The organism is Aquirufa sp. (assembly GCF_044342065.1).
GTDB lineage: Bacteria > Bacteroidota > Bacteroidia > Cytophagales > Spirosomataceae > Aquirufa.
The window spans coordinates 17,939-44,235 of record NZ_JBIIQN010000017.1; the positions used below are offsets into that span (position 1 = coordinate 17,939).

A 26,297-nucleotide genomic window follows, 5' to 3' on the forward strand; every position below is an offset into this window, starting at 1 on the left:
CCCAGCGGCTAGTAATTGTTATCTTACAGAAAACTGATAAACCGTTTTCGAAGTGTATGTTTCTCCCGGTCGTAGTACCGTTGATGGGAAGTTGGGCTTATTCGGCGAATCAGGATAATGCTGTGTTTCCAAGCAGAAGCCAGACCTTTTGATATATTTGGCACCATATTTCCCAACTAAATGCCCATCCAAATTATTTCCTGTGTAGAATTGAACACCTGGTTCGGTAGTGAAAACTTCCATGACCCTGCCTGAGGAAGGCTCTTCTACGCGCGCAATTTTGCCGAAAGCACCGGGTGCTTTATCGAAGGCATAGCAATGATCGTATCCGCCCCCTATAACGATCTGCTCCTCAGATGCATTAATATCCTGCCCGATTTTCTTTGGGGATGTGAAATCAAAAGGGCCACCTTTGACAGATTTAACCTCGCCTGTGGGGATTAATACTTTATCAACCGGGATAAAAAATGGCGCATTGAGCTGAATACTATGGTCTAGCACATCGCGTTTCACATTTCCTGTCAAGTTGAAGTAGGAGTGATTGCAAATATTCAATATGGTAGCTTGGTCGGTTTTAGCCACGTAATCCATTGCGATAGCATTGTCATCATTTAAGGTATACGTTACTTGAATTTCCAAGTTTCCGGGAAACCCTTCTTCGCCGTCTTTGGATAAATAGGATAACGTCAGACTCCCAGCTTTTTGAGAGACTGTTTTCCAAACTTTTTTATCAAAGCCCTTCAATCCCCCATGAAGGTGTTGGCCGTTATTTTGCGCGGCGAGAGTATAGCTTTTCCCATCAAGGCTGAATTTACCTGCGGCTATGCGGTTGCCATAGCGACCTACAATAGCGCCAAAATAGGGGGAATCTTTGATATACTCCTCAACCGTATCGAAACCCAATACGACATCTTCTATTTGATTGTTTTTATCGGGGACCATGATTTTGGTGATGATAGCTCCATAATTCATGATTTGCACTTCCATGCCGTGTGAATTTTTCAAGGTATACAGGGTGACGGCCTCGTGTGAAGCGGTTTGCCCAAAAGGCTTTTCGGAAATTAACATATTGGTTTTGAGGGATTTAGATTGCGCCATGCCCATAAAAAAGGTGCAAGCAAAAAAGGCCGTAGCAAGCCTGTAAACTGTTTTTTTCATGGCAAATTGGTTATTAGACTTCCAATTTAGAGAATTTGCTTGAAAATAAAATTATTCTTCCTATCTTTGCACCCCAATTTAAAAATTGTTTTTCACTTAATTTCAGCACGTTAGCCCAGCGTGTTGATGTATCTAGGGCAATCAAATATGTCAAAAGTTAAAAAAGATTTCGACTGGGATTTAGTTGAAGGAAAAGGATTCGGTGGTAACTACACAGAGGATCAAAAAGCACAAATGGAGGCAGCTATTGAGGCTACTCTAAACTCGGTAACTGAGAAGGAAGTTGTGAAAGGGGTTGTTGTGAGCAAAACAGACCGTGAAGTAATTATCAACATTGGATTCAAATCTGATGGTTTAGTATCTGCATCTGAATTCCGCGATATGCCGGATTTGAAGGCTGGTGACGAAGTTGAAGTGTACATCGAGAACCAAGAAGACGCAAACGGACAATTAACCTTGTCACGTAAGTTAGCTAAGGTGATGGGTGCATGGACGAACATCGAGAAAGCTTTGGAAGAAGATACAATCATCAATGGTTTCGTAAAACGTCGTACAAAAGGTGGTTTGATCGTAGATATTTTTGGCATCGAGGCATTCTTGCCAGGATCTCAAATTGACGTGAAGCCAATCCGTGATTTCGATATTTTTGTTGGCAAGAATATGGAAGTTAAAGTGGTTAAAATCAACCATACAAATGACAACGTAGTTGTATCACATAAAGTATTAATCGAGAAGGATTTGGAGGCACAACGCCAAACAATCTTAACGAACCTTGACAAAGGACAAGTTTTAGAAGGTGTGATCAAAAACATGACTAACTTCGGTGTGTTCATCGATTTAGGAGGTGTAGATGGTTTATTGCACATTACCGATATCTCGTGGGGACGTATCAACCACCCACAAGAGGTGTTGAAATTAGATCAAAAAATCCAAGTAGTTGTATTAGACTTTGATGAGAACAAGAAGCGTATCTCATTGGGTATGAAGCAATTACAAGCACATCCTTGGGAAGCTTTAGCTGCTGAGGTTGAAGTTGGGTCTAAAGTAAAAGGTAAAATCGTTAACGTTGCGGATTACGGTGCTTTCTTAGAAGTATTGCCAGGCGTTGAAGGTTTGATCCACGTTTCTGAGATGTCATGGTCTCAGCACTTGCGTAACCCACAAGATTTCTTGAAAGTAGGCGATGAAATGGAAGCAGTGGTGTTGACATTGGATCGTTCTGAGCGCAAGATGTCTTTAGGTATCAAGCAATTGACTGAAGATCCTTGGAACAAAACAGATTTATTGTCTAAGTATGCAGTAGGAACGAAGCACAAAGGAACGGTTCGTAACTTGACTAACTTTGGTTTATTCCTTGAGTTAGAAGAGGGAATCGATGGTTTGGTTCACGTTTCTGATTTGTCTTGGACGAAGAAAATCAAGCACCCATCGGAGTTTGTTAAGGTAGGGGATGCATTAGATGTAATCGTGATTGAGTTGGACGCGGACAACCGTCGTTTGGCATTAGGTCATAAGCAATTGGAAGAGAATCCTTGGGATACATTTGAAAGTGTATTTACAGTAGGTTCAGTACATAAAGCAACTGTTATTTCGAAAAATGATAAGATGGCCACTTTGGAGTTACCTTACGGTATTGAAGGCTTGGCTCAATTAAAGCAATTAACGAAAGCAGATGAGTTAGTAGCTGAAGCGGGTGAAGCTTTGGATTTCGTAGTAACGGAATTCCACAAAGATGAGCGTAAGATTATTCTTTCGCATACGCGTACCTATTCAGGCGCACCTGTTGAAGAAGTAAAAGTAGAGAAGAAAAAAGCAACCAAAACTACGGAGAAGACCGCTACAGTAACCGCTGAGAAGTCGACAATGGGAGATATCGGTGCTTTATCTGCTTTGAAAGAGCAAATGGAAGGTGCTGAGCGCGAGCAAGCGATCAAAAAATTAGAGAAGAAATCGAAGAAAGCAGAGTAATTTGTTTTTAGATTTCGGTTTAAAAGGGATTCGGCAACGAATCCCTTTTTTTATGCTATCCTGTTTTTGACCGGCAGATTGGTAAAATTTCAAGAAATTGATTGCTTATTTCGAGGCAATTTGTCAACTTAGGGGCTTGATGTAACAAGCAGAAATTGCGTGTGCATCTTATCAAACTAAATCAATTAAACTATGGGAAATAATTCACGGAGAGACTTTCTTAAAAAAGCTGGATTAGCTGCTGGAAGCTTTTACATTGTTCCGCGGCATGTACTAGGAAAGGGTTTTACGGCTCCTTCTGACAAGTTAAACATTATGGGTATCGGCGCTGGTGGTAAAGGCCAAAGTGATATCATGAGTTCATTCAATAAGGGAAAAGAAAATATCGTTGCCCTTGTCGATGTGGATGATCGTCGCTCGGCTCAATCCCGAAAAGATTTCCCCAATGCGAATTATTACCGTGATTTCCGTAAGGCTTTAGATGCCGAAGGAGACAAGGTAGATGCGGTTATCGTTTCTACTCCAGATCATACACATACCACCATAGCCATGGAGGCTATGCGTCGTAAGAAGCACGTGTATGTTCAAAAGCCCTTAACTCATGACATTTACGAAGCACGTATGATGACTGAAAAGGCGCGTGAAATGAAAGTAGTAACTCAAATGGGTAACCAAGGATCTTCGGGAGACGGCGTTCGCCAAATGATGGAGTGGTTCGATGGAGGCGTGATTGGAAAGGTTTCTGAAGTATTGGTTTGGACAAATCGTCCGGTATGGCCACAAGGTATTTCATATCCTGCAGCGGGACATCCTGTACCTGCAGAGTTGGATTGGGATTTGTGGCTAGGGCCTGCAAAATATCGTGAATTTAATCCGGCATTCATTCCATTTAAGTGGAGAGGCTGGTGGGATTATGGCACGGGGGCCTTAGGTGATATGGGATGTCACTTATTAGATCCTCCATTCAAAGTGTTAGGAATTCGTGACGCATTGAACGTTGAATGTTCTGTTGGGTCTGTATTCTTAAACGATTGGGTACCTGAGTGGATTCCAGAAGGATGTCCTCCATCTTCTATGGTAACATTAAACTATGGCCCTTCTGCTAAGAATAAATCAAATGTGAAATTGACGTGGTTTGATGGCGGGCTTCGTGCTCCACATCCTGCAGGAATTCCTGCAACGGAAATTATCGGCGATTTAGATGGTACAAATGGGGTAATCTTAATTGGGACTAAAGGGATTATGACCTGCGGTACCTACGGTATGTATCCTAAAGTATTTAAAAATGGCAAACGTGTAGATGAATCCGAGTTACCAAAACCTAAATTAGCTCGTGTAGTAGGCGGCGCAGGCGGTCATAATACGCAGTGGGTTGAGGCTTGTAAGGCTGGATATGGCAACATGGAAGTTAGTTCACCATTTGATTATGCTGGACCATTTACAGAATCTGTATTAATGGGTAACTTGGCTATTCGTTCGTATATGTTGCGTGAAGGTGAAGGTAGAAATGCCAAATACATTGGACGCCAACAACTCGAATGGGATGCAGCGAATATGCGCATTACCAACTTCGAAGCAGCGAACCAATTCGTTAAGCGTGAGTACCGCACTGGCTGGACCATGTAATACGTTTTATAGCTTAAATCGAAAAGACGGGGGCCCTCTCCCGTCTTTTTTTTATTTTTACTAAAATATTCAAACATGCAATTGACCGGAAACACGCCCATCGAAATTTTTAGCCAAGTTGAATCGTTTATCCAAGCACATGGGTATACCATTGTTGACCAAGATCACGATCGCCCCTGGGGTGGTTTTTTCGTCCTCCAAGAAGATCAAGCTCCGCAATTTGCAGCTCATTTTTTTCCGCATCTTTCCTTGGATGCCATTCAAATCACCCAAAAGTTAAGTCCTAAATTCTTAGTCGTTGCACCCCACAAACGACTCTCGTGGCAATACCATTTCAGGCGTGCTGAACTCTGGACTGTTGTGCATGGCCCCGTAGGTGTTGCTATTTCAGAGACCGACGAACAACCAGCGCCTGGTACCTATCAAGCAGGCGAATGCATTAGGTTGCCAATCGGTCAGCGCCATCGTTTGATTGGATTAGAGCAATGGGGGGTAGTTGCCGAGATATGGCAACATACCGATTCGAAGCACCCTTCCGACGAATCTGATATTGTCCGCTTGCAAGATGATTTTGGCCGTTAATCAATTATAGCAGACCGCCTATCTAAAAATAATACAAGAAAACTTTGTAATCTATAAAAGTTTCCATAGTTTTGCTGCCCAATCAACCAATGGGTTCAGCAAATGAAATCGCGTATTCTAGAAAAAGGAACTCAATTATTCTTTCGTTACGGCGTGAAGTCGGTTACGATGGATGCCATTGCTGCAGAGCTAGGGATTTCGAAAAAAACGATTTATCAACATTTTCCGGATAAAGATTCTATGGTGTCGCAGGTGGTTGAAAGCTTCGTCCAACAGGATGAAATCAAGTGGGTAGAGCTTGATAAACAATACCCCAACGTTGTTGAAAAGATGTTTAAGTCTTTTGAAATGGTGAAGGAGATGCTCGTTCAGATGAATCCAAGGCTACTTTTCGAAATAGAGAAATACTTTCCTGCAGCATATAAATTGTTTCGCGATTATAATGAAAATGGAATACACGCGCACTTAATTACGGACTTTAAAAAAGGAATTCAGTTTGGGTATTTTCGCAAAGATATCGATGTAGAGCTTTTAGCTCGCCTGCGAATGGCTGAAGTGGGCCTCGCCTTTAATCCCGATTTTTATCCCAATAATAAATTATCACTTTTCGAAACGCAGATGGTGCTCATGGATATTTTCATGCGCGGAATTCTAACGGAGAAAGGTTTAACGCTTTATAATTCTTACCAAAACAACCAACAAGTATGATCCGCCTAAGAAAAATCTATGCTGGTCTATTTTTGCTCAGCTCGCTCAGTGTAAGTGCGCAATCATTCAGCCTCAAAGAAGCTGTTGATTATGCGATATTGCATCATGTGCAAGTGAAAAATAGCCAAATTGACTTGCAAAATGCAAGTGCGAAAATTAATGAAATTCGGGCCATTGGATTGCCACAAGTGAATGCTGGTATTGGGTATGGCAATAGCCTTATTCTTCAGCGTGTATTTATCCCGGCTAACCTATTTAACCCAACAGCAAAACCCGGGGAATTAATTGCAGCTAAATTTGGTGTGACGAATTCTGGACAGTCGAGTATCAGCTTAAACCAATTGCTTTTTGATGGCACCTATTTGCTAGGTCTAAAAGCATCTGAAGTTTATAAGGATTTATCGGTAAAATCTTTAACCCAATCAAAGCAACAAGTGGCTGAAAATGTCATGAAAGCCTATTATGGAATTTTAGTAAACGAAAAGCGCCTGTCTATTCTGCAACTAAATGTTGGCCGTTTAGACACCTTATTGAAGGAAACGAAAGCACTAAATGCGCAGGGTTTTGTTGAAAAAATTGATGTGCAACGTTTAGAAGTCCAATCGAATAACCTACGTACCGAGTTAGAAAACGTATACCGCTTGCAGGAACTAAGTTATTCTTTATTGAAGTTCCAAATGGGCTATCCGATGGAGGAGCCTATGCGATTGAGCGAGACCTTAGAGCAGATTGAATTAAGCCAAAGCTTGCTTGTTGACCAGGATATTCCATTCAATTATGGGAACCGCATCGAATATTCAATTCTTAAAACACAAGAAAATTTAGCGGAGTTGGATTTAAAGAGTATTAAAGCTGGCTACATGCCACGCTTAGTTGCCGGAGCTAATTATGGATACAACGCGGGAGCAAATAGTTTTGGAGACTTGGTGTCTAACCCGTGGTTTGATAATGCAACCATCAGTTTTTCGCTTCAAATCCCAATTTTTGACGGATTCTCTAAGAAATATAAGTCGATACAATCGGCAAACAATTTGCAAAAGGTGCGACAAAGTTTCGATTTGTTGAAATCATCCATCGACCTACAGCGCTCCCAGTCGGCTATTTCTTTGAAGAATTCCTTGGAGTCTTTGAAAGAGCAGAAGGCCAACTTGGATCTGGCTAATGAGATTTCACGTGTTTCTCGCGTAAAATACACGCAGGGTGTAGGCTCAAATCTTGAAGTATTAAACGCTGAGACATCGATTAAAGAGTCACAAGCAAATTATTTTACCGCGCTTTACAATGCATTAATCGCCAAAGTAGAGTTAGCTAAATCAAACGGAACCTTATATTCAGAACAATAATCATGAAAAAAATAACCATCCTCCTAAGTGCCCTTACCTTATTAGCAGCATGCAATAAGTCGGCCGACAAAAAAACAGAATTGGCAAGCTTGAAGGCAGAGGCCAAAGAAATCAATGCCAAAATTGCTGCCCTAGAAAAAGAATTAGGCACGAGCATAGAAACAGCTTCATCGAAAGTTATTGCTGTAACAGTAAGCCCAATCGCACCATCAGCTTTCAAACATTTTGTGGAAGCCCAAGGAAATGTGGTTGCTGAGAATACCGTAATGGTTAGCCCTCAAACAGGCGGTATGATTGTGTCGTTGCCTGTGGTGGCGGGCCAACAAGTTTCTAAGGGGCAATTGATAGCTACTTTGGATAATAGCATCTTGAAGGAATCCATGGAAGAAGTGAAACATCAATTGGAGCTAGCAAAGACTTTGTATGATAAGCAAAAGACCCTTTGGGACCAACAAATTGGTACAGAAGTTCAATTCTTAAGTGCTAAATCAAACAAAGAATCGTTAGAGAAGCGCTTGGTTACCTTACGAGCTCAGTTGGGCATGTCACGTGTTGTGGCCCCTATCTCAGGAACGATTGAAATGGTGCGTCAAAAAGCAGGTGAAATGGCTGCTCCAGGTATGCCTATCGTTCAACTTGTGAACTTGGGTAACTTGAAAATTTCAGCGAAAATTGCTGACTCCTATGTAGGTTCAGTGAAGTTGGGGGACCCTATCAACATCAAATTCCCTGATATCAACAAAGAAATCACAGCACGTATTTCATTGGTTTCTAAAATGGTTAATCCATTGACTCGTACGTTTGATATTGAAGCTCGAATCCCAAATGCAGGTGGTGATTTAAAGCCAAATCAATTAGCCGTCATTAATATCAACGATTTATCGAAAGCGAATGCTTTGGTAGTAGATGAGAATATGATTCAAAAAACAGAAAAAGGGAATTTGGTATATGTTGCTGTCACAGAAAATGGCAAGAAGGTAGCGAAGGCCCGCGTGATTACAATTGGTTTAACTTATAATGGGCAAGCAGAAATCGCTACTGGATTACAAGCAGGTGATTTAATTATTACCCAAGGCTACCAAGATTTAGTAGACGGACAAGCTATATCATTCTAAATCATCCATGGAGAAGAATTTAAAGAACGAGCAACTGCCCGAGGGGAAAGGCTTGATTTATAATATGGTAGGCTGGTTGGGCCAAAACCGTACAACTGTTTACATTTTTACGTTTATTATTTTTATTGCGGGTTTGGGGATTTACTCAAGTTTACCAAAAGAGCAATTCCCGGATATCGTAGTCCCGCAAATGGTTGTTCAAACGGTTTATGCAGGGACAACTCCAGCAGACATTGAGAATACCATCAATAAGCCGATTGAGAAGCAATTGAAGTCAATTACAGGCGTCAAAAGCGTGAAATCGAATGCTTTGCAGGATATATCAGTAATCATTGTTGAGTTTAATACAGATGTATCGGTTCCCGTTGCCAAGCAGCGTGTCCAAGATGCAGTTGATAAAGCGAGTAATGACTTACCAAAAGATTTAACGCGTGATCCAGCAGTTGCTGAGGTAAATTTCTCGGAATTTCCGATTATGAACATCAACATTGCAGGGGATTATCCGTTGGATAAGTTGAAAAAATACGCTGAAGATTTACAGGACGAAATTGAAGGCATGCCTGAAATTACCCGTGTGGATATTGTTGGTGCCTTAAAGCGTGAAATTCAAGTGAACTTAGATTTGTATAAAATGCAGAGTTATGGCTTGACATTTTATGATATTCAATCTGCTGTTCAAGGCGAGAACGTGAATATTTCTGGGGGTGATTTGGAGGTGAATGGCGTTCGTCGTTCGCTGCGTGTTGTGGGGGAATTTAAGTCGGTGGATCAACTCGCCAACTTGATGGTAGGTTCATCTACAGGCGCTCGTGTTCGATTAAAAGATGTGGCAGATGTACGTGATGGATTTGAAGAGAAGCAGGATTTTGCTCGTTTGGATAAGAAGTCGGTAATTACGTTGAACGTCATCAAGCGAAGTGGTGCAAATCTAATTAATGCAGCGGACCGTATCGAAAAGACCATTGAAGAATTTCGGGAGGATCGTTTTCCAGCAGGGTTGGTGGTATCGATTACAGCAGACCAGTCGGATCGTACACGTGGTGACTTAGCGGATTTGATTAATACCGTTATCCTTGGATTTATCTTCGTGGTTGTGGTCTTGATGTTCTTCATGGGTGTACGTGATGCGGCATTTGTGGGCCTTTCAGTTCCCTTATCAGCATTGTTGACTTTCTTGTTCATGCCAGGCTTAGACTTTACTTTGAATACCATCGTATTGTTTGCCTTCCTGTTAGGATTGGGAATCGTGGTGGATGACGCCATTGTGGTAATCGAGAATGCCCACCGGTTGTTCAATAATTTTAAGAAACTATCGATAACCGAAGCGGTGAAGTTGGCGGCATCAGAAGTATTTATTCCGGTACTAACGGGAACCTTGACAACTATTTCACCATTCTTGCCTTTGTTATTTTGGCCAGGCATTGTGGGAGAGTTTATGAAGTTCTTACCTATAACGCTAATTATTACGCTTTTTGCTTCACTTTTTGTGGCGTATGTGATGAACCCGGTATTTGCGGTTTCATTTATGAAGCGCCATGATGAAGAAGTCAATGATGTCAAGGAGCCTAAGTTTGCAGATATTCGTCGGACGGTCTTTATTCTTTTGAGCTTAACTATTTTTGGCTATGTCATTGGATTTGGTTTAGGTCACTTTGGATTTGGAAACTTTGGTCTTTTGGCATTAGTCTTGTATGTTTTCAATCACTTTATTGTGACGCCTAAATGGGTGGTTCCGTTCCAAGAAAAATCGTTGCCTGCATTCAAAAATGGGTATCGTCGTGTCATTTCTTGGGTATTGATTGGACGTCGGTCCGTTTATGCAACAATAGGGGCATTTGGCTTATTGGTGTTGACTATTGTATTGTTGGGGATTGTGAAGCCGAAAGTAATTTTCTTTCCATCTTCTGATCCAGATTATATTTACATCTATTCAAAAATGCCAATTGGTACTGATTCGAAAGTAACGGATTCGGTAACGAAGGTTGTAGAGCAACGAGTATTTGCCTTTATCAAAAAGGAAAATGCAGGAAAAGCCATTAACTCGATTATCTCAAATGTGGGTAAAAATGCGGGAGATCCGATGCAGCCGGACCGAGGGGCGACGCCGCATAAAAGTAAAGTGACTATTGCTTTTGTTCCTAAACAAGAGCGAAATGGGGTCGTTTCAGCGGCCTTGTTGGAGAAGTTGCAGAAAGAATTCTTTGAAAATCCTATTCCAAGCGTGGAAATGGCAATTGAACGGGAGAATAATGGCCCACCTACGGGTAAGCCAATCTCAATTGAAATCGCTGGGGATGATTTTGTTGTACTTCAAGACTTGGAGCAAAAAGTGCGCAAAGAGATTCGGAAGTCAGGAATTCAGGGGATTCAAGAGCTCAAATCGGATTTAGTAACAAACAAACCTGAAATTATCATCGACGTGAATCGTGAAAAAGCGAGCCGCGAAGGGATATCATCTGCACAAGTTGCGATGGCGGTTCGTACGGGATTATTTGGTTCTGAAATTTCGAAATACCGCGATTTAAAGGATGAATATCCGATTCAATTGCGTTTGAAAGGGGATTCTCGTAATCAAATTGAAAAATTATTGTCGATGAATGTTACCTATCGTGATATGAACATGGGCGGGGCTTTGCGTCAAGTACCTTTGAATTCCATCGCGGATATTCATTATGCGACATCATTTAGCCAGATTAACCGGAAAAATCAGGAGCGTGTGGTTACTTTGGGCTCCGATGTGGTTCAGGGGTATAATGCGAATGAGATCGTAGGTGAATTAGAGCAATTGTTTGAAACGATTGATATGCCGCAGGGATATAAAATCCGTATGGGTGGGGAACAAGAGCAGCAAAAGGAGTCGGGCGAATTTTTGGGTATTGCATTTTTGTCGGCCTTGGTATTGATTTACCTGATTTTGGCTACGCAGTTTAATTCAGCGGTAAAACCCTTCATTATTTTTGCAACAATCTTGTTGTCTTTGATTGGGGTGTTCTTAGGTTTTATGGCCTTTGGAATGACCTTTTCCGTGATTATGTCGGGTGTGGGTATCATTGCCTTGGCGGGTATCGTTGTGAAAAACGGTATTTTGTTGATCGAATTCATTGAGGAGTTGCGTTTCAAGCGTGGCTATGATTTGAAGGAAGCGATTATTGAAGGGGGTGGAATTCGTTTGACGCCTGTATTGTTGACTGCTTCGGCGGCTGTATTAGGATTAATTCCGTTAGCTGTAGGCTTGAGTATTGATTTCGTGGCGATGTTTACGGAATTGAATCCACATATTTTCTTTGGTTCGGAGTCGGCAGATTTCTGGGGAATTTTGGCTTGGACGATTATCTTCGGATTGACGTTTTCAACGGTGTTGACGCTCGTAATAGTTCCATGTATGTATTATATCTCGGAGCGAATTAAGCAGAAATTTTTTCCAAATAGAGTTTAATTTTTGGTGGTTCAACTAGATTGCGAAAGCCCTCGAACAATGTTCGGGGGTTTTTTGTTGAAAGTGTTGACAGTTTTTATCTGCGATTTTTTTGAAATAAATAATAAAGTATAAGTCCCAATACAGGGAAGAGAATGATGAAAATAATGCTAATCAATTTTTCTACTGTGGATTTTTGGCCATCTCTGCTAATTTGTAAAATGGTGCGAATGATGAGAAGTATGTAGATTATTGAAATGAACCAAGAAATTCCTTGAAATAGCTCGGCAGATTTTGGGCTTAGAAATGTCATTTGTATTTTTTGTTAATAGTGGGAAGTTACCTGCAGACCCACATTTGTGTTATTCTATTTTTGACTAATTTAAAACTTGATTGTATTTCAGTGAATGAAACATTAATTTACCCTTTCAAAATCAGCAAAATGAAAAAACTAGTACTATTATTCTTATTGCCCTTTCTTGGGTATGCACAAGATCGTACATATGGCAAGTTGTGGGCAACGCGTTCGCAGGTGATGGCCCAAAACGGGATGGCAGCAACATCACACCCCTTGTCGACACAAGCTGCCTTAGACGTATTAAAAGCAGGCGGAAATGCTATTGACGCCGCGATTGCGGCGAATGCGATGGAAGGTGTGGTGGAACCACATGTAAATGGGATTGGAGGGGATTTGTTTGCCATCGTATGGGATGCTAAAACAAAAAAGCTTTATGGGTTAAATGGTTCAGGTCGTTCGCCTAAATCATTGACCTTGGCCGAGTTTAAAAAGCGTGGGTTGACGCACATTCCATCCTTGGGTCCTTTACCTGTTTCGGTACCCGGCGCGGTAGATGCGTGGTTTGAGTTGCATAAAAGATTCGGTTCGATGCCGATGAATAAGGTGTTGAATTCGGCAGTTTCATATGCACGGAACGGCTTCCCTGTACACGGAGAATTTGCATCAGCGTTAACGCGTGTGGAGGCAAATTATGGGAAGTTCCCGAATGTGGCGCAGCATTATTATCCAAATGGGAAAGCGCCTGTGGAAGGTGATATTTTCAAAAATCCAAATTTGGCAAATACGCTTGAAAAAATTGGTCGGGAAGGTCGGGATGCTTTTTACAAAGGCGATATGGCGCGGACGATGGATGCCTTCATGAAAAAGAATGGAGGTTACTTGAGTTACGATGATTTGGCGACACATACATCTACATGGGTAGAGCCAGTTTCTGTGAATTACCGTGGATATGATGTGTGGGAGTTGCCACCAAATAGCCAAGGGATAGCTGCCTTGCAGATGTTGACAATTTTAGAAGGCTATGATTTTTCAAAAATTAAGTTGGGTTCTGCAGAGCACGTACACTTATTTACAGAGGCCAAAAAACTGGCTTTTGAAGACCGAGCAAAATATTATGCGGATCCGGAGTTTGCTAAAATACCAGTAGCTGAACTTATTTCAGAAGAATACGGTGCGAAACGCCGGGCATTGATTAATCCGAATCGTGCGGGCCGTCATTACGAAGCAGGAAATCCTGCTTTAAAGGAGGGTGACACTATTTATTTAACGGTTGCTGACAAAGATGGCAATATGGTTTCTTTGATTCAGAGCAATTATCGTGGTTTTGGTTCGGGTATGATGCCCGATGGTTTAGGGTTTATGTTCCAAGATCGAGGTGAATTATATAATTTAAAAGAGGGGGAAAACAATACCTATGCCCCGGGAAAAAGACCTTTTCAAACCATTATTCCGGCCTTTATGACGAAAGATGGCCAACCGGTTATGAGTTTTGGTGTGATGGGTGGCGCTTATCAGCCTATGGGCCACGTGCAGATTGTCATGAATGTAGTGGATTTTGGGATGAATGTACAGGAGGCAGGAGATTTTCCACGGATGAATCATGAGGGTTCTTCAGAGCCTACAGGGGAGAAGATGGAAGCTACGGGTGGCATGATCACGTTGGAACATGGCTATCCGTATGAGGTCATTCGCGAGTTATTACAGAAGGGGCACCAAGTAGGTTACATGAATGGAATTTATGGTGGGTATCAGTGTATTCGATGGGATCCTGTCCGCAAAGTTTATTTCGGTGCGACGGAGTCGCGGAAAGACGGACAAGCTGCCGGGTACTAATCTTCCCATACCATTGGGGTCCTCCATCTATTTGGTCCACCTTACCTTTGGCAATCCTCCAAGGTTTGCCAAAGGTACAAGTGATAAATGACAATAATGACTAAAAAACTGATATTTAAAAAGGTATTCACGGGACAAGCGTGGTTGGAAAATCAAGCAATTTCCATCGTGGATGGCCGTATTGTTTCCATGCAAAATGCAGATGGAGGAATCGCGGAAGGCTTCCTGGTTCCAGGCTTCATCGACCTACAAGTTTACGGCGGCGGGGGAATACTTTTTTCGAATCACCAGACCTCGGAAGCGATTCAAGCCACCTTTGATGAACATGCTAAATCAGGGACTGTCGCTTTTCAAATAACCTTGAACTGCTCGCCTAAACAAGCGATGTGGGATGCCATCGATGCATGTAAATCATATAGAGGCAAGGGTTTGGTAGGATTACATTTGGAAGGACCTTTTTTTAACCCAATTAAACGTGGTGCGCATACGGAAGCATTTGTACAAGCGCCCACCTATGAATTTGTACAAGAGATTATCGAACGCTGCCAAGGTCTGCCTACCTACATGACCATTGCTCCTGAGATGTTTACACCAGATGTTTTGAATCTATTGAAACAAAGTGACATTATGTGTTCGATGGGTCATTCGGATACAACTTTTGAGCAGGCCAAAGAAGCCGGAATTTCACGCATTACTCATTTGTTTAACGCCATGTCCCAATGGCAAAGTCGTTCTTTAGGTTTAGTCGGAGCTAGTTTTCGTTCAGACGCTTGGACGAGCATTATCGCGGATGGCTTACATTGTGATTTTGAATCTTTGCGATTGGCAAAGCAATTAAAAGGAGATAAACTTTTTTTAATTACAGATGCCGTGACGCATGATGAATCAGGGCCTTACGTGTTTACCAAAACCGGAGCTCGATTCACGAATGAGGCAGGCGTACTTTCAGGTTCTGCATTAACGATGGATGAGGCGATTCGAAATTGTGTAAATATGGCGGATATATCCATTGAAGAAGCCATTCGAATGGCGACGGTTTATCCAGCTGAAGTGGCAAATTTGTCAGATTTAGGTAGTATTGAGGTCGGCAAAAGAGCCTGTTTTGTCCAAATGAATTCAGCGCTCGAGGTTGTGCAAGTTTGGTATGATGGGGAAGCTTTGATAAATTAAGTTATGATTCATTTCCCTTCCAAACAGCCTCAGGTCCAAACGACCATTTTTACGAAAATGTCCCAACTCGCTTTGGATGAAGGAGCCTTAAACCTATCCCAAGGTTTTCCTGGTTTTGATTGCTCAGACGAACTTCAAGAGCTTCTCAAGTTTTATGCCAAAGGCCATAATCAGTATGCCCCCATGGCCGGTGTTCCCGCCCTCAGACATAGCATCGCGGACAAAACACGTGCATTTTACGACATTGAGTTAGACGCAAATACCGAGGTAACCGTTGTTTCAGGGGCAACTGAAGCACTTTTTGCGGCGATTCACTGTTGCGTATCAACCGGGGATGAGGTGATTATGTTTGATCCATCCTACGATGCGTACGATCCTATCGTGCGCTTGGCAGGGGGTATCCCTGTACATATTCCGCTGCATGCGGCTACCGGATTTCGCATCGATTGGGAGGATCTCGCCCGCGCGATTACTCCTAAAACCCGCGCGATTATGGTCAATACGCCACATAATCCTACGGGTTCGGTTTGGTCCATGGAGGATTTAGATGCATTCGCTGAAGTTGTCAAAGGAACGAATATCTTGATTGTTTCAGATGAAGTTTATGAGCACATTGTCTTTGATGGTGCCCAACACGCCTCTGTCTTATTGCACCCGGAATTGCGTAAAAGAAGCTTCGTCTGTGGCTCTTTTGGGAAAACCTACCACATTACCGGTTGGAAAATGGGCTATTGCCTAGCCCGAGAATACCTTACATCTGAGTTTCGCAAATTACACCAATGGGTCACTTTTTCGAGTGCAACCCCCTTGCAATATGCATTAGCTGATTACCTAAAAACACCTGCGCACTACCTGGGGCTATCTGATTTTTACCAAAAAAAGCGCGACCTATTTGCCTCGTTTTTTCAAGATACGCGTTGGAAAATTCTTCCATCCCATGGAAGTTTTTTTCAATGTTTAGATTATTCAGAAATTAGTTCAGAGCCTGATGTGGATTTAGCCGTACGCCTAACCAAGGAGCTGAAGGTTGCCTCGATTCCCGTTTCTGTATTTTATGAAACTCCACCGAACGACCGTATTTTGCGTTTTTGCTTTGCCAAAAATGACGATATGCTCGAAGAAGCCGCGCAAAGAATCGCTAAATTATAAGTATTTTAAGGCGATTGCTTCGCCTATTTGAATCAAGTGTTTTGACGCATTTTCCATGGCATCTTTTGAACTAGTGGCAACATTGGTAATGCTATAAACATCGCGAGGGTCCAGAAATAAAGGTATTTTGTCTGAATCCTCAAAAACCCCACAAACTAATATGGACTGTTTTAATTGCTTGTCGGTCCGGGCGATGACATTGGAAATCAATTTTCCCGACCAGCTTTGCTGGTCTATCTTACCCTCTCCGGTAATAATAAAATCGGCCTTTCGAATCGCCCGATCTATGTGAATCTTGTTCAACAACCATTCCGCACCAGGCTCCAGACGTGCACCTAAAAAATATACCGCGCCCGCACCTAAACCGCCCGCAGCACCTGCGCCTGGCATAGCAGCTGGAAGCCATTTGGCTATATTAATTAGACCATTGTCTAATTGTTTAATTGATTTTAAGTTTGCTCCTTTTTGCTTCGCGTAAACATACGCTGCTCCATCCGGTCCATATAAAGGATTCGCAACATCACTCAATACGATGAATTGGATAGCAGGATAGGGCTTGGTACCCTTGATCTCAGAAATAAGCGAGAGGTTTTCCCCGATGGGCTCAAGCACGGCACCCGTGGCGTCTAAAAAAGAATACCCCAAGGCCGCTGCCATCCCGATTCCCGCATCATTTGTCGCAGATCCACCGATTGTCAATACGATGGTTGTAGCTCCCGCCTCAGCCGCATGTCGGATCAATTCCCCCGTTCCGAACGTAGTGGTTATTAGCGGATTTTGCTCCTTTTTCAATAAAAGACCTAAGCCGGAAGCCCGTGCCATTTCAATATAGGCTGTTTTTTGATCGGCCAACCATAAATAGCTGGCCTCGATGGTTCGAAATAAGGGGTCATTTACTTGAACCGAAACCCACTCCCCTCCATGCATTTGCTGTACCACTTCGAGTGTTCCTTCCCCGCCATCAGCTAATGGAATGCATTGAATACTCGATTTTTTACGCTTGTTTAAAATACCTGTTGCAAGCGCCTCTGCTGCCTGTTGGGCACTTAATGATCCTTTGAATTTATCGGGGCAGATTAATATGTTCACCTGTGAATTTTAATGGCTCAATTTACGGACAATTCTTTACTTTTGTGATGCTAACGCTGACCCATGAAATATCTTGTTATTATCTTAAGTTTCTTTTTGTTCGCCAACTGCACCCATCAGCCGGATTTGAAGGGTTTTGATGCGGAGGCATTTAAACAAGATCGTGGGGGTTGTTCAAGTCAGCGAATCAAGCAAGTAGCCTGGTTGAAAGCGAATAAAATGGAATTGCGTGGTACAACTTCAAACAACATGGAGGATATTTTGGGCAAACCCGATATTCAGCAATTGGCCGATCGTAATCAAGAATATTATATTTATTTCTTGGAGCCGGGACCTCATTGTGATCAAAAAGCTTCGCAGGCCAAGTCGATTGCATTCCGTTTTAGTGCTATGGGCATCGCAACGGAGGTGACTTTCCAGGCGGGTATTCCCCTATAAAAAAAGCCCTCCATTATCATTGAGGGCCTTTTCAACTTATCTTCTTCGTTTTCCTCTCGGAATAACTTTTGAACTACGCGCGCCTCGTGGCATATCGCGTTTGCGCGATCGGTTATTTGCATAAGCTCCCGCACCCCGCATTCCTACCATTTCCAAATCGATGGTTCTTTTAGCCAAATTCGTATCACGCACTTTGACCTTTACCGCATCACCAAACGTAAATACGCGTCCATTTGACTTACCTACGATGCGATAATTATCCTTATCTAAATCATAAAAATCGTCATTCAGGTCCACCATGCGAACCAATCCCTCGCAAGATGTATCGCCGATTTCAACAAATAGACCAAATTCAGTTACACCCGTAATGATGCCATCGAAGACTTGTGGCTCATGTAAACTCATGTATTCCACTTGCTTGTACTTGATCGAAGCTCGCTCGGCATCTGCCGCTAATTTCTCGCGATCTGATGAATGTTTACATTGGATTTCCAATGGTGCGCGATCCGGAGAAGCTCCACCATCCAAATAATGTTGCAATAACCGATGTGTCATTACATCTGGGTACCGACGAATCGGGCTCGTAAAGTGAGAATAGAAAGGGAATGCCAAACCAAAGTGGCCAATCGCATCCGTACTATACCGCGCTTTCGACATCGTCCGCACGGCTAAACTTTGAAGCACATGTTCTTCACCTTTCCCTTCGATAGATTCCATCAAAGCATTGAATGATTTACTAACCTGCTTAGGCTCTGTCGTTACTTGGTATCCGAATTTCTTGGCAAATGTTGAGAATACGCGCAATTTTTCAGGATCCGGTGCTTCGTGTACCCGATAAACCATGGTATTGCGCGGATCTGTTTGCTTAAGATCGTGAACATAAGTGGCAACACGTTTGTTGGCCAATAACATAAACTCCTCAATCAACTTATGCGCATCTTTGCGTATTCGTGGGTGAACCGCTATCGGCTTGCCATCCGCATCCAATTCAAAACGAACTTCAGCCGTTTCAAAATTCACGGAGCCATGGGCAAAACGGGCATCACGTAATTTATGTGCGAGTTGATTTAAGGACTTGATAATTGGCACATAAGTGTCCGTTTCTTCGTCCGTTTCTTCAATCAATTCTTGCGCTTGCTCATAGGCAAAACGACGGTCTGAATGGATAACCGTTCTTCCAAACCATTCTTTGACAATGACACCATTGGAATCAAATTCAAATACTGCGGAAAATGTTAATTTATCTTCATTAGGACGTAATGAACACAAGCCATTGGATAATTTTTCTGGTAACATCGGTACGACCCGATCTACTAAATAGACGGAAGTCGCACGCTTATATGCTTCTTGATCCAATAAGCTGCCCGGCTTCACATAGTAAGAGACATCGGCGATATGAACACCTATTTCTAAATTGCCGTTTTTTAGAACTTCATAACTTAAAGCATCATCAAAATCTTTTGCATCTACCGGGTCAATCGTGAAACTCAATACCTTCCGCATATCGCGGCGTTTTTTGATTTCTTCCTTTGGAATCGTGGTATTAATCGACGCCGCCATGTTTTCGACCTCAGTAGGGAATTCATAAGGTAAACCAAACTCCGCTAAAATGGAGTGCATTTCTGTCTCGTTTTCGCCTGCCTTTCCGAGTACTTTAACTACGCGGCCTTCTGCTTTTTTACCTGGGGTTCCCCAGCGAGTTACCTCTACAATCACCTTATCAAGGTGATTAGCTCCCATAACCTCTGTTCGAGGCACGTATATATCTTCGTAAATTTTCTTGGAATCAGGTATCAAAAATGCATAATGGGGAGTCACTTGAATCACGCCCACCACTTCGCTTGAACCACGTTCTACTATTTCAATAACTTCACCTTCAGGGCGATCATTCTTCTTCTTTTCGGAGGGTTTACGCGCTTGAACGCGAACTCGATCACCATCTTTGGCATTCATAAGATCACCCGAGGCTATCCAAATATCTTTTCCTTCGCCCTCCACTATCACAAATGCAAAGCGAGAGTTTACATGATCTACACGCCCCTCTACAACAAATGATTCATTATCATATCGATAATTTCCATCTTCATGGCGTATTAATCGTCCTTCATTGGCTAAGCGCGTAAGTGCATCACCGTATATTTCTTTGGTTTTTCGATCGCGGATCGCAAAAGCTTTATGTATTTGATTTAAAGAATAGGAGCGGTAGTCATTTAATTCGAAAAAATCCAATAACTCAAGCTGAATGCCTTTTAAAAATCGTTCTTCTTTGGGGTTCATACCCTTGTATTTATAATATTAGACCGCAAGGTACATAACCTTCACAGCGTTTCAAATCTTAAAACCTTATTTGTATCTTTACCGGATGAATCGCTCCCGCATCGCGCTATTATTATTGGTACTCCTAGTTCTTTCTGGAGCTTATTTCGGATACCAATCTTTACAAACAGGTACGCAAGAAACCCCGACGGCTTCTAATATAGTTCCAACTCCGGATTTTATTTCGGATTCAGCGTATGTATATATTGCGAAACAAGTCGATTTTGGGCCACGAGTACCAAATTCTGCTGCGCAAAAAGCCTGTGGCGAATGGATTGTAGCGAAAATGAAATCCTATGGATTACAGGTTTCCACGCAGCCTTTCGAAGCTAACCGATACGACGGGAAAAAATTACAAGGACTTAATATTGTCGCATCTTTTAATCCGGCTGCGACCAAACGTATTTTAATTGCAGCGCACTGGGATGCCCGTTCCATTGCCGATAAAGATTCGGTACGTAAAGATGAGCCCATAGACGCCGCAAACGATGGCGCTTCCGGCGTTGGTGTGATGATCGAATTAGCACGTATATTATCAGAAACAAAAGATAAACCAAACGTAGGTGTCGATTTTGTATTTTTTGATTTAGAAGATCATGGCGAACCGCACGATATGGAGGCGGGGAATCCATTAAGTTGGGCCCTCGGTTCACAATATTGGGCCGCACATTTGATGCCTGAAAACTACCGACCTTATTATGGAATTCTATTGGATATGGTAGGCGCCAAAGGTGCGGTATTTCCGCATGAAGGCTCCTCGATGCAATATGCGCCGGGTTTAGTGCGCTCAATCTGGGCGACGGCTGCCGACTTAGGGTATGGCGCGCAGTTCATAGATGCGGATGCTTTTGGTATTTCGGATGACCACACAGCTGTGAATGAAATAGCTAAGATTCAGATGATTGATATCATTGATTTACGTCCTGTCAATGGCGGATTTGATTTTGGCGCCTATCATCATACCCATCAAGATAATTTATCGAATATCGATAAGTCTACGTTGAAAGCCGTGGGACAAACTCTTTTACAAGTTTTATACCGAGAATAATGGAAGAATTATTGCAAGTGCATTTGAATGACACACACGTTGCTTTAGGGGCAAAAATGGTTCCTTTTGCAGGTTATAATATGCCCGTACTCTACACGAATTTAATTGTTGAGCATAATTGCGTGCGGAATGGGGTTGGTGTTTTTGATGTAAGTCACATGGGTGAGTTTTTCCTGAAGGGTGAAAAAGCCTTGGATTTGATTCAATACGTAACCTCCAACGACGCTTCCAAATTAATCGATGGCAAAGTGCAATACTCTTGTTTGCCAAACGCAACAGGCGGTATTGTGGATGATTTATTGGTCTATAAAATTCGTGATAATGAATATTTATTGGTCGTTAACGCCTCCAACATCGATAAAGATTGGAACTGGATTTCTTCCCACAATACCTTCGGGGTCGAGATGACGAATGCTAGTTCAGATTATTCTTTGTTTGCGGTTCAAGGTCCTAAGGCTGCTGGTGTTTTGCAGACCTTGACTTCGGTAGACTTATCGGCCATGCCCTATTATACGTTCAAAATTGGTTCAATGGCGGGGTTTGATGACATCATTATTTCGAATACCGGCTATACAGGTGCAGGCGGATTTGAGATTTATGTGAAGAATGAAAATGCCTTGGCCATGTGGAATGCGATTTTTGCCGCAGGTGCTTCGGAAGGTATTCAGCCGATTGGCTTAGGAGCACGTGATACGCTACGTACAGAAAAGGGCTATTGTTTATATGGCCATGATATTGATGATTCAACTTCGCCTATTGAGGCTGGCTTGGGGTGGATTACATCCTTCAACAAAGATTTCATCATGAAGGATCACCATGCGGCAATCAAAGCTGCCGGTCCTTCAAAGAAATTAGTGGGTTTTGAAATGATTGATCGTGGGATTCCACGCCAACATTATCCGATTCTGAATGCAGCGGGGGAGGTGATTGGAGAGGTGACTTCAGGAACACAATCGCCTACGTTATCGAAGGGAATTGGGATGGGGTATGTGTCTTCGGCGCATCAAGGGTCGGAGATTTTTATCTCGATTCGCGAGAAGTCCTTAAAGGCAGAAATTGTTAAAATGCCATTTTTATAGCATGCAGAAAATTGACGTTTGTTTATCGCCTGATTTAATTCACCTCTACGATTTAGTGGGGAAAGCGGTGGTGGTTGTGGATGTTTTTCGTGCCACATCGTGCATGGTGACTGCCTTTGCGCATGGCGCCCTCGAGATTATTCCAGTGGAAGATGTGGATGTTTGTGCTGCACATCGGGAACAAGGGTACTTGATTTCGGCCGAACGCAATGGCGTAACTCCAGCAGGTTTTGATTTTGACAATTCACCTTTTTCCTATCAGGTTGATCGTGTAAAAGACGCCAAGATTTGTGTTACAACGACCAATGGTACGGTTGCTTTACGACGTTCGTTATCAGCAGAAAAAGTTTTTGTTGGCGCATTTTTGAACATATCTTCCGTCGTGCGGGCACTCAAGACTTGGTCCAGTGATGTGATTGTTGTTTGCGCTGGTTGGAAAGGCAAACCGAATTTAGAAGATACCTTATTTGCCGGGGCACTCATTGATGAACTCGTTGGGCAATACTCCGTGGCGGATGATGCCGCATTGATTGCTTGGAAACAGTATCATGTGGCATCGAGTGATTTAGTAACGGCGGTGAAGCATTCGTCCCACGTAAACCGTTTATTGGGACTTGGGATTGAAAAAGATATTTCTTTTTGTTTGGAACGCGATCGTTACGATGTGTTACCCTACCTGCAAGGAGATAAATTAGTGTTATGAAATTATACAGTACACAACACGAAAGTGCCGATGTAGATTTGGAGGAGGCGATTTTTCGGGGCTTACCACCGGACAATGGGTTGTATATGCCATATGAATTTCCGGTCTTGCCGTCGTCTTTCTTTGAATCCATTCACACACGTTCGCTTCCTGAAATTGCCAAAGCCGTTTGTAAGAACCTGTTGGGAAATGATTTAACGGATGCGGAGATTGATGGCATCATCGATTCCTCGATGACCTTTGAGGCGCCTGTGGTTTCGTTGGAAGAAAATGTAGGTGTACTGGAATTGTTTCATGGGCCATCCATGGCATTTAAAGATTTTGGTGCGCGTTTTATGGCGGCGATTATGTCCCATTATTTAATAAAGTCAAAGCGGGAGATTCGTATTTTGGTGGCTACTTCGGGCGATACGGGCGGGGCCGTTGCGCAAGGATTTTTTAATACACCTGGGATTTCGGTGACGATTTTATATCCGTCGGGAAAGGTTTCGGATATTCAGGAAAAGCAGTTGACAACTTTGGAAGGCAATGTGACCGCTTTGGAAATAGATGGGACTTTTGATGATTGCCAAAGATTAGTCAAGCAGGCGTTTTTAGATGAGGAATTACGTTCGTCGTTTAATTTGGCATCTGCGAATTCCATCAACATTGCCCGTTTGATACCTCAATCTTTTTATTATTTCGCGGCTTATGCGGCTTTGCGCAAGCAAGGGATTACAAAACCCGTGGTATTCAGTGTGCCATCAGGGAATTTTGGGAATTTGAGTGCGGGCTTAATGGCTTATCAAATGGGATTACCCGTTCAAGCATTTGTCGCAGCTTGTAATGCGAATCATCCTGTTCCGGACTATTTGGCAAGCGGAAATTATCATCCCAAACCATCTGTTGAAACGATATCCAATGCGATGGACGTAGGTGCTCCATCTAATTTTATTCGAATGCGTTTATTGGCAGGAGAGGAAATTGAGCAAGTGCGAAAAATCGTAAAGGGATACGATACAAGTGACGAAAAGACCAAGGAAATTATGCTCGATGTTTACCAACGGACGGCTTATGTGATGTGTCCGCATACAGCAGTTGCTTACGATGGCTTAACGCAGTATGGTGTTGAATATCCAGGGGATTATTACGGTGTTTTATTATCGACAGCTCACTATGCAAAGTTCTTGCCCACGGTAGAGGAGACGCTGGGAACGAAAGTAGAGGTGCCTACTCGTTTGGCTGAGTTACTAGTTAAACAAAAAAAGTCGATCCCCATGGGGACCGACTTTGAAGGATTCAAAAGGTACTTGTTGCTATAAAAGCGCTTTGAATTTAGCTTGATCAAAGTAAGCCTGGATCAATACCAATAGTACCAATACGGCTCCTACGCCTACTGCCCCAGCAATATATATTTCAAATAATAGGATATTCACGGCAATAGGACCTAAAATTAGGATCGCTTTCGCACGTTGCGCTGGGAATATAATCAACAATCCTCCGATCACTTCCAATACTTTGATAACGGTCATATAACCTGTTCCACCGAACAGTTTCATGAAATCTAAAGGCTTTCCAGTCATGGCTGGCTCCTCAATAAAGTGAAAGAAAAAGGTCAATCCGCCGAATAAAAAGAGGAAGGCGAGCAAGGCAGCTGGGACATGTTTTATAAGTTTCATTTGTTTGAGTTTTTTGGGTTTATTTTGTTGCAAGTAAAGATTATCCAATAAGAATTCCAATTTAATTTATGGACCCTATATAATTAGTTTGAGTTTTTCCATTTTCATATTTGGTGAATAACCAAAGATTTTTTCTCCTCAAATCGGTTAATTGCAATGAGTTGAAATGAATGATTTTGGGTTTTTTGGCTTTATCGAGAAAGAATGGAGCAAAGAAAATAGAATCTGCTTTAGCCTTGGATTGTATGACAAGCCAGCGTTGATCATTTATCTGGTTTTTATCTTCTATCTGAAGCTTTAGCTCCCCTAGGTTGTCGGTATATTCGATTTTTTTATCGTCAGAAACCTTCGGGAGTTGAATAGCTAGTAAGTCATTGGGCTCGCCGTGAAAGATAGTTTCATCGTTTATCAGCCTAAAACTACTTGTAGGCACGGGGTAGCTTAGGCTAGCATCTTGTTGGATTGCATTTGTTATATCCGATTGAAGTCGACTATTTAATTGTTGGCCTTCGGGCATAAATAGTATGAATGATCCTATAAAATAAATGATACTGAATCCAATCAGCACTTTATCTTTAAAATAGGGAATCACAATTAAATAAGTTGAAATGAGCGCCATCGTACTATAGGGGTAAAAGCGTTCTGATAATACGAGTGTCTCTAAGTTTTCCCCACCACGGCCTAGGCATACCATGAAGGCAGTTGCCAATATTTGTAGCCAAATGATGTAAGGCAATGGAATACGGGTTACTTGCCTACTTCCTCTTTGTTTCCAAAAGAATAGTAGGCTTATAAAAAGTATGAATATGCCCGAGGACGCGTTGATAAGGTTTCGATAGGAGTCTGAAATAGGCCATGCGAAATTCCCAAGAAAGGTGAAAAATGCTTTCGGTATAGTGGCAAGTAAACCTAGTGTAAATTTTGTTGATGATGGCTGCTGACTTAGGTGAAATGCAAAGAATATCAATCCCAATACGCTTAAGCTTGAAATGATACGCGCATAGGGATGTTTATTGTAAAGCAGGATAGTACTACCTACGACCAACATCACCCACCCTTCGGTTAGCACGAGCGGATAAGCCATGAACAAAAACACAAGTAAAGGCTTTTTCTCATCGGTTTCTATTAGGTAAGCAATCCCCAGCATAAAGAGCAAGGAAGAGGTGTGTGACAGAGATCCCAATAATGAATAACTATCTAAGTTGGCAAAGGGGGCCAATAGACAAAATGCAATTCCAACGAAATGGCCGCTAGGATATTGTTTATGCTTTACGTAACGGTATAGTAGGTATAAAATGGCTAGCCATTGGGCATTAGCGAGTATGGTTAGAATTTTAAAATTCAAAGGACCCGAAAACAGGGAACTTAAGAGTACAATGCTTTTTGCCCAAGCGATGATGTGAATCTGATTATGAGGTGTAAATAGGGCAACGAAGGTCTCTGCAATTGAATGCGATTTAGCATAGTCGAGTAATTCTAAAAATAGGAAATCATCTCCCCAATGCGGGTAGTTGATGAGTGTTTGTTGCAATAAACAAAAGTGAATGAAAACAGGAATACAGGCGAGGAAAAGAAATAGTTTGGTTTTCGTCGCTTTCATC

At 42.3% G+C, this 26,297-nt stretch carries 21 protein-coding genes; 15 read left to right on the plus strand and 6 right to left on the minus strand.

Annotated features, from left to right (window positions below):
- Positions 1 to 18: 18 nt before the first annotated feature.
- Positions 19 to 1,158, minus strand: a complete 1,140-nt coding sequence (locus ACIQZ2_RS07515) for an aldose epimerase family protein (RefSeq protein WP_395768236.1) — start codon at positions 1,156 to 1,158, stop codon at positions 19 to 21.
- Positions 1,159 to 1,305: 147 nt separating this feature from the next.
- On the opposite strand from ACIQZ2_RS07515, the gene rpsA reads away from it, so the two are divergent.
- The 7 genes from rpsA (at position 1,306) to ACIQZ2_RS07550 (ending at position 11,936) form a co-directional block, all read left to right on the plus strand.
- Entirely contained in the window at positions 1,306 to 3,126 is a 1,821-nt protein-coding gene (gene rpsA, locus ACIQZ2_RS07520) for a 30S ribosomal protein S1 (RefSeq protein ID WP_395768237.1), read from the plus strand.
- Between the two features lie 192 nt (positions 3,127 to 3,318).
- Complete coding sequence (locus ACIQZ2_RS07525) at positions 3,319 to 4,752, plus strand: Gfo/Idh/MocA family protein (RefSeq protein WP_395768238.1); 1,434 nt, start codon at positions 3,319 to 3,321, stop codon at positions 4,750 to 4,752.
- A gap of 75 nt (positions 4,753 to 4,827) precedes the next feature.
- On the plus strand, positions 4,828 to 5,334 hold the full coding sequence (locus ACIQZ2_RS07530; RefSeq protein WP_395768239.1) for a phosphoheptose isomerase: 507 nt from the start codon (positions 4,828 to 4,830) through the stop codon (positions 5,332 to 5,334).
- 102 nt (positions 5,335 to 5,436) lie between these two features.
- Complete coding sequence (locus tag ACIQZ2_RS07535) at positions 5,437 to 6,042, plus strand: TetR/AcrR family transcriptional regulator (RefSeq protein ID WP_395768240.1); 606 nt, start codon at positions 5,437 to 5,439, stop codon at positions 6,040 to 6,042.
- Complete coding sequence (locus tag ACIQZ2_RS07540) at positions 6,039 to 7,385, plus strand: TolC family protein (protein WP_395768241.1); 1,347 nt, start codon at positions 6,039 to 6,041, stop codon at positions 7,383 to 7,385. Before ACIQZ2_RS07535 ends, ACIQZ2_RS07540 begins: the two co-directional genes overlap by 4 nt.
- A 2-nt stretch (positions 7,386 to 7,387) precedes the next feature.
- Positions 7,388 to 8,500 (plus strand): efflux RND transporter periplasmic adaptor subunit, encoded by a 1,113-nt coding sequence (locus ACIQZ2_RS07545; RefSeq protein WP_395768242.1) that lies wholly within the window; start codon positions 7,388 to 7,390, stop codon positions 8,498 to 8,500.
- A 64-nt stretch (positions 8,501 to 8,564) separates the two neighbouring features.
- Positions 8,565 to 11,936, plus strand: coding sequence for an efflux RND transporter permease subunit (locus tag ACIQZ2_RS07550; protein ID WP_395768263.1), 3,372 nt, complete (start codon positions 8,565 to 8,567; stop codon positions 11,934 to 11,936).
- Positions 11,937 to 12,012: 76 nt separating this feature from the next.
- Here ACIQZ2_RS07550 and ACIQZ2_RS07555 read toward each other — a convergent pair whose 3' ends face one another.
- Complete coding sequence (locus ACIQZ2_RS07555; RefSeq protein ID WP_395768243.1) at positions 12,013 to 12,228, minus strand: PLDc N-terminal domain-containing protein; 216 nt, start codon at positions 12,226 to 12,228, stop codon at positions 12,013 to 12,015.
- Between the two features lie 129 nt (positions 12,229 to 12,357).
- On the opposite strand from ACIQZ2_RS07555, the gene ggt reads away from it, so the two are divergent.
- The 3 genes from ggt to ACIQZ2_RS07570 all read left to right on the plus strand — a co-directional run bounded on the left by ggt (position 12,358) and on the right by ACIQZ2_RS07570 (position 16,365).
- The gene (ggt, locus tag ACIQZ2_RS07560) at positions 12,358 to 14,046 is read left to right on the plus strand and encodes a gamma-glutamyltransferase (protein ID WP_395768244.1); all 1,689 of its coding nucleotides are present in this window, start codon (positions 12,358 to 12,360) and stop codon (positions 14,044 to 14,046) included.
- A 96-nt stretch (positions 14,047 to 14,142) separates the two neighbouring features.
- Positions 14,143 to 15,216 (plus strand): N-acetylglucosamine-6-phosphate deacetylase, encoded by a 1,074-nt coding sequence (gene nagA, locus ACIQZ2_RS07565; RefSeq protein ID WP_395768245.1) that lies wholly within the window; start codon positions 14,143 to 14,145, stop codon positions 15,214 to 15,216.
- Positions 15,217 to 15,219: 3 nt separating this feature from the next.
- The gene (locus ACIQZ2_RS07570) at positions 15,220 to 16,365 is read left to right on the plus strand and encodes a methionine aminotransferase (protein ID WP_395768246.1); all 1,146 of its coding nucleotides are present in this window, start codon (positions 15,220 to 15,222) and stop codon (positions 16,363 to 16,365) included.
- Here ACIQZ2_RS07570 and ACIQZ2_RS07575 read toward each other — a convergent pair.
- Positions 16,360 to 17,454 carry a glycerate kinase gene (locus ACIQZ2_RS07575; RefSeq protein ID WP_395768247.1) on the minus strand — a complete coding sequence of 365 codons (1,095 nt, stop codon included), beginning with the start codon at positions 17,452 to 17,454 and terminating at the stop codon, positions 16,360 to 16,362. The two genes, ACIQZ2_RS07570 and ACIQZ2_RS07575, sit on opposite strands and share 6 nt — an antisense overlap.
- A 63-nt stretch (positions 17,455 to 17,517) precedes the next feature.
- On the opposite strand from ACIQZ2_RS07575, the gene ACIQZ2_RS07580 reads away from it, so the two are divergent.
- Entirely contained in the window at positions 17,518 to 17,892 is a 375-nt protein-coding gene (locus tag ACIQZ2_RS07580; protein WP_395768248.1) for a hypothetical protein, read from the plus strand.
- Positions 17,893 to 17,928: 36 nt separating this feature from the next.
- Here the strand turns inward: ACIQZ2_RS07580 and rnr are convergent, their stop codons facing one another.
- Entirely contained in the window at positions 17,929 to 20,169 is a 2,241-nt protein-coding gene (gene rnr / locus ACIQZ2_RS07585; protein ID WP_395768249.1) for a ribonuclease R, read from the minus strand.
- Positions 20,170 to 20,254: 85 nt separating this feature from the next.
- On the opposite strand from rnr, the gene ACIQZ2_RS07590 reads away from it, so the two are divergent.
- From ACIQZ2_RS07590 to thrC, 4 genes are read left to right on the plus strand one after another with little or no spacing between them, the layout of a single operon-like run.
- Positions 20,255 to 21,256 carry a M28 family peptidase gene (locus ACIQZ2_RS07590; protein WP_395768250.1) on the plus strand — a complete coding sequence of 334 codons (1,002 nt, stop codon included), beginning with the start codon at positions 20,255 to 20,257 and terminating at the stop codon, positions 21,254 to 21,256.
- Positions 21,256 to 22,335, plus strand: a complete 1,080-nt coding sequence (gcvT, locus tag ACIQZ2_RS07595) for a glycine cleavage system aminomethyltransferase GcvT (RefSeq protein ID WP_395768251.1) — start codon at positions 21,256 to 21,258, stop codon at positions 22,333 to 22,335. The genes ACIQZ2_RS07590 and gcvT overlap by 1 nt, the downstream gene beginning before the upstream one ends.
- 1 nt (position 22,336) lies before the next feature.
- A complete protein-coding gene (locus ACIQZ2_RS07600) occupies positions 22,337 to 23,038 on the plus strand; it encodes a 2-phosphosulfolactate phosphatase (RefSeq protein ID WP_395768252.1) in 702 nt (233 codons plus the stop codon).
- Positions 23,035 to 24,339, plus strand: coding sequence for a threonine synthase (gene thrC / locus ACIQZ2_RS07605; protein ID WP_395768253.1), 1,305 nt, complete (start codon positions 23,035 to 23,037; stop codon positions 24,337 to 24,339). Before ACIQZ2_RS07600 ends, thrC begins: the two co-directional genes overlap by 4 nt.
- Here thrC and ACIQZ2_RS07610 read toward each other — a convergent pair.
- Both ACIQZ2_RS07610 and ACIQZ2_RS07615 read right to left on the minus strand, forming a co-directional pair.
- Positions 24,334 to 24,696 carry a hypothetical protein gene (locus ACIQZ2_RS07610; protein WP_395768254.1) on the minus strand — a complete coding sequence of 121 codons (363 nt, stop codon included), beginning with the start codon at positions 24,694 to 24,696 and terminating at the stop codon, positions 24,334 to 24,336. The genes thrC and ACIQZ2_RS07610 overlap by 6 nt on opposite strands.
- 61 nt (positions 24,697 to 24,757) lie before the next feature.
- Entirely contained in the window at positions 24,758 to 26,296 is a 1,539-nt protein-coding gene (locus ACIQZ2_RS07615; protein ID WP_395768255.1) for a hypothetical protein, read from the minus strand.
- Position 26,297: the final 1 nt, after the last annotated feature.

What these genes read in the sequence shown, in the direction of transcription:
- ACIQZ2_RS07515 (WP_395768236.1), bottom strand. Translation starts at nt 1,158, where the DNA reads ATGAAAAAAACAGTTTACAGGCTTGCTACGGCCTTTTTTGCTTGCACC.
- rpsA (WP_395768237.1), top strand. Translation starts at nt 1,306, where the DNA reads ATGTCAAAAGTTAAAAAAGATTTCGACTGGGATTTAGTTGAAGGAAAA.
- ACIQZ2_RS07525 (WP_395768238.1), top strand. Translation starts at nt 3,319, where the DNA reads ATGGGAAATAATTCACGGAGAGACTTTCTTAAAAAAGCTGGATTAGCT.
- ACIQZ2_RS07530 (WP_395768239.1), top strand. Translation starts at nt 4,828, where the DNA reads ATGCAATTGACCGGAAACACGCCCATCGAAATTTTTAGCCAAGTTGAA.
- ACIQZ2_RS07535 (WP_395768240.1), top strand. Translation starts at nt 5,437, where the DNA reads ATGAAATCGCGTATTCTAGAAAAAGGAACTCAATTATTCTTTCGTTAC.
- ACIQZ2_RS07540 (WP_395768241.1), top strand. Translation starts at nt 6,039, where the DNA reads ATGATCCGCCTAAGAAAAATCTATGCTGGTCTATTTTTGCTCAGCTCG.
- ACIQZ2_RS07545 (WP_395768242.1), top strand. Translation starts at nt 7,388, where the DNA reads ATGAAAAAAATAACCATCCTCCTAAGTGCCCTTACCTTATTAGCAGCA.
- ACIQZ2_RS07550 (WP_395768263.1), top strand. Translation starts at nt 8,565, where the DNA reads ATGGTAGGCTGGTTGGGCCAAAACCGTACAACTGTTTACATTTTTACG.
- ACIQZ2_RS07555 (WP_395768243.1), bottom strand. Translation starts at nt 12,228, where the DNA reads ATGACATTTCTAAGCCCAAAATCTGCCGAGCTATTTCAAGGAATTTCT.
- ggt (WP_395768244.1), top strand. Translation starts at nt 12,358, where the DNA reads ATGAAAAAACTAGTACTATTATTCTTATTGCCCTTTCTTGGGTATGCA.
- nagA (WP_395768245.1), top strand. Translation starts at nt 14,143, where the DNA reads ATGACTAAAAAACTGATATTTAAAAAGGTATTCACGGGACAAGCGTGG.
- ACIQZ2_RS07570 (WP_395768246.1), top strand. Translation starts at nt 15,220, where the DNA reads ATGATTCATTTCCCTTCCAAACAGCCTCAGGTCCAAACGACCATTTTT.
- ACIQZ2_RS07580 (WP_395768248.1), top strand. Translation starts at nt 17,518, where the DNA reads ATGAAATATCTTGTTATTATCTTAAGTTTCTTTTTGTTCGCCAACTGC.
- rnr (WP_395768249.1), bottom strand. Translation starts at nt 20,169, where the DNA reads ATGAACCCCAAAGAAGAACGATTTTTAAAAGGCATTCAGCTTGAGTTA.
- ACIQZ2_RS07590 (WP_395768250.1), top strand. Translation starts at nt 20,255, where the DNA reads ATGAATCGCTCCCGCATCGCGCTATTATTATTGGTACTCCTAGTTCTT.
- gcvT (WP_395768251.1), top strand. Translation starts at nt 21,256, where the DNA reads ATGGAAGAATTATTGCAAGTGCATTTGAATGACACACACGTTGCTTTA.
- ACIQZ2_RS07600 (WP_395768252.1), top strand. Translation starts at nt 22,337, where the DNA reads ATGCAGAAAATTGACGTTTGTTTATCGCCTGATTTAATTCACCTCTAC.
- thrC (WP_395768253.1), top strand. Translation starts at nt 23,035, where the DNA reads ATGAAATTATACAGTACACAACACGAAAGTGCCGATGTAGATTTGGAG.
- ACIQZ2_RS07610 (WP_395768254.1), bottom strand. Translation starts at nt 24,696, where the DNA reads ATGAAACTTATAAAACATGTCCCAGCTGCCTTGCTCGCCTTCCTCTTT.
- ACIQZ2_RS07615 (WP_395768255.1), bottom strand. Translation starts at nt 26,296, where the DNA reads ATGAAAGCGACGAAAACCAAACTATTTCTTTTCCTCGCCTGTATTCCT.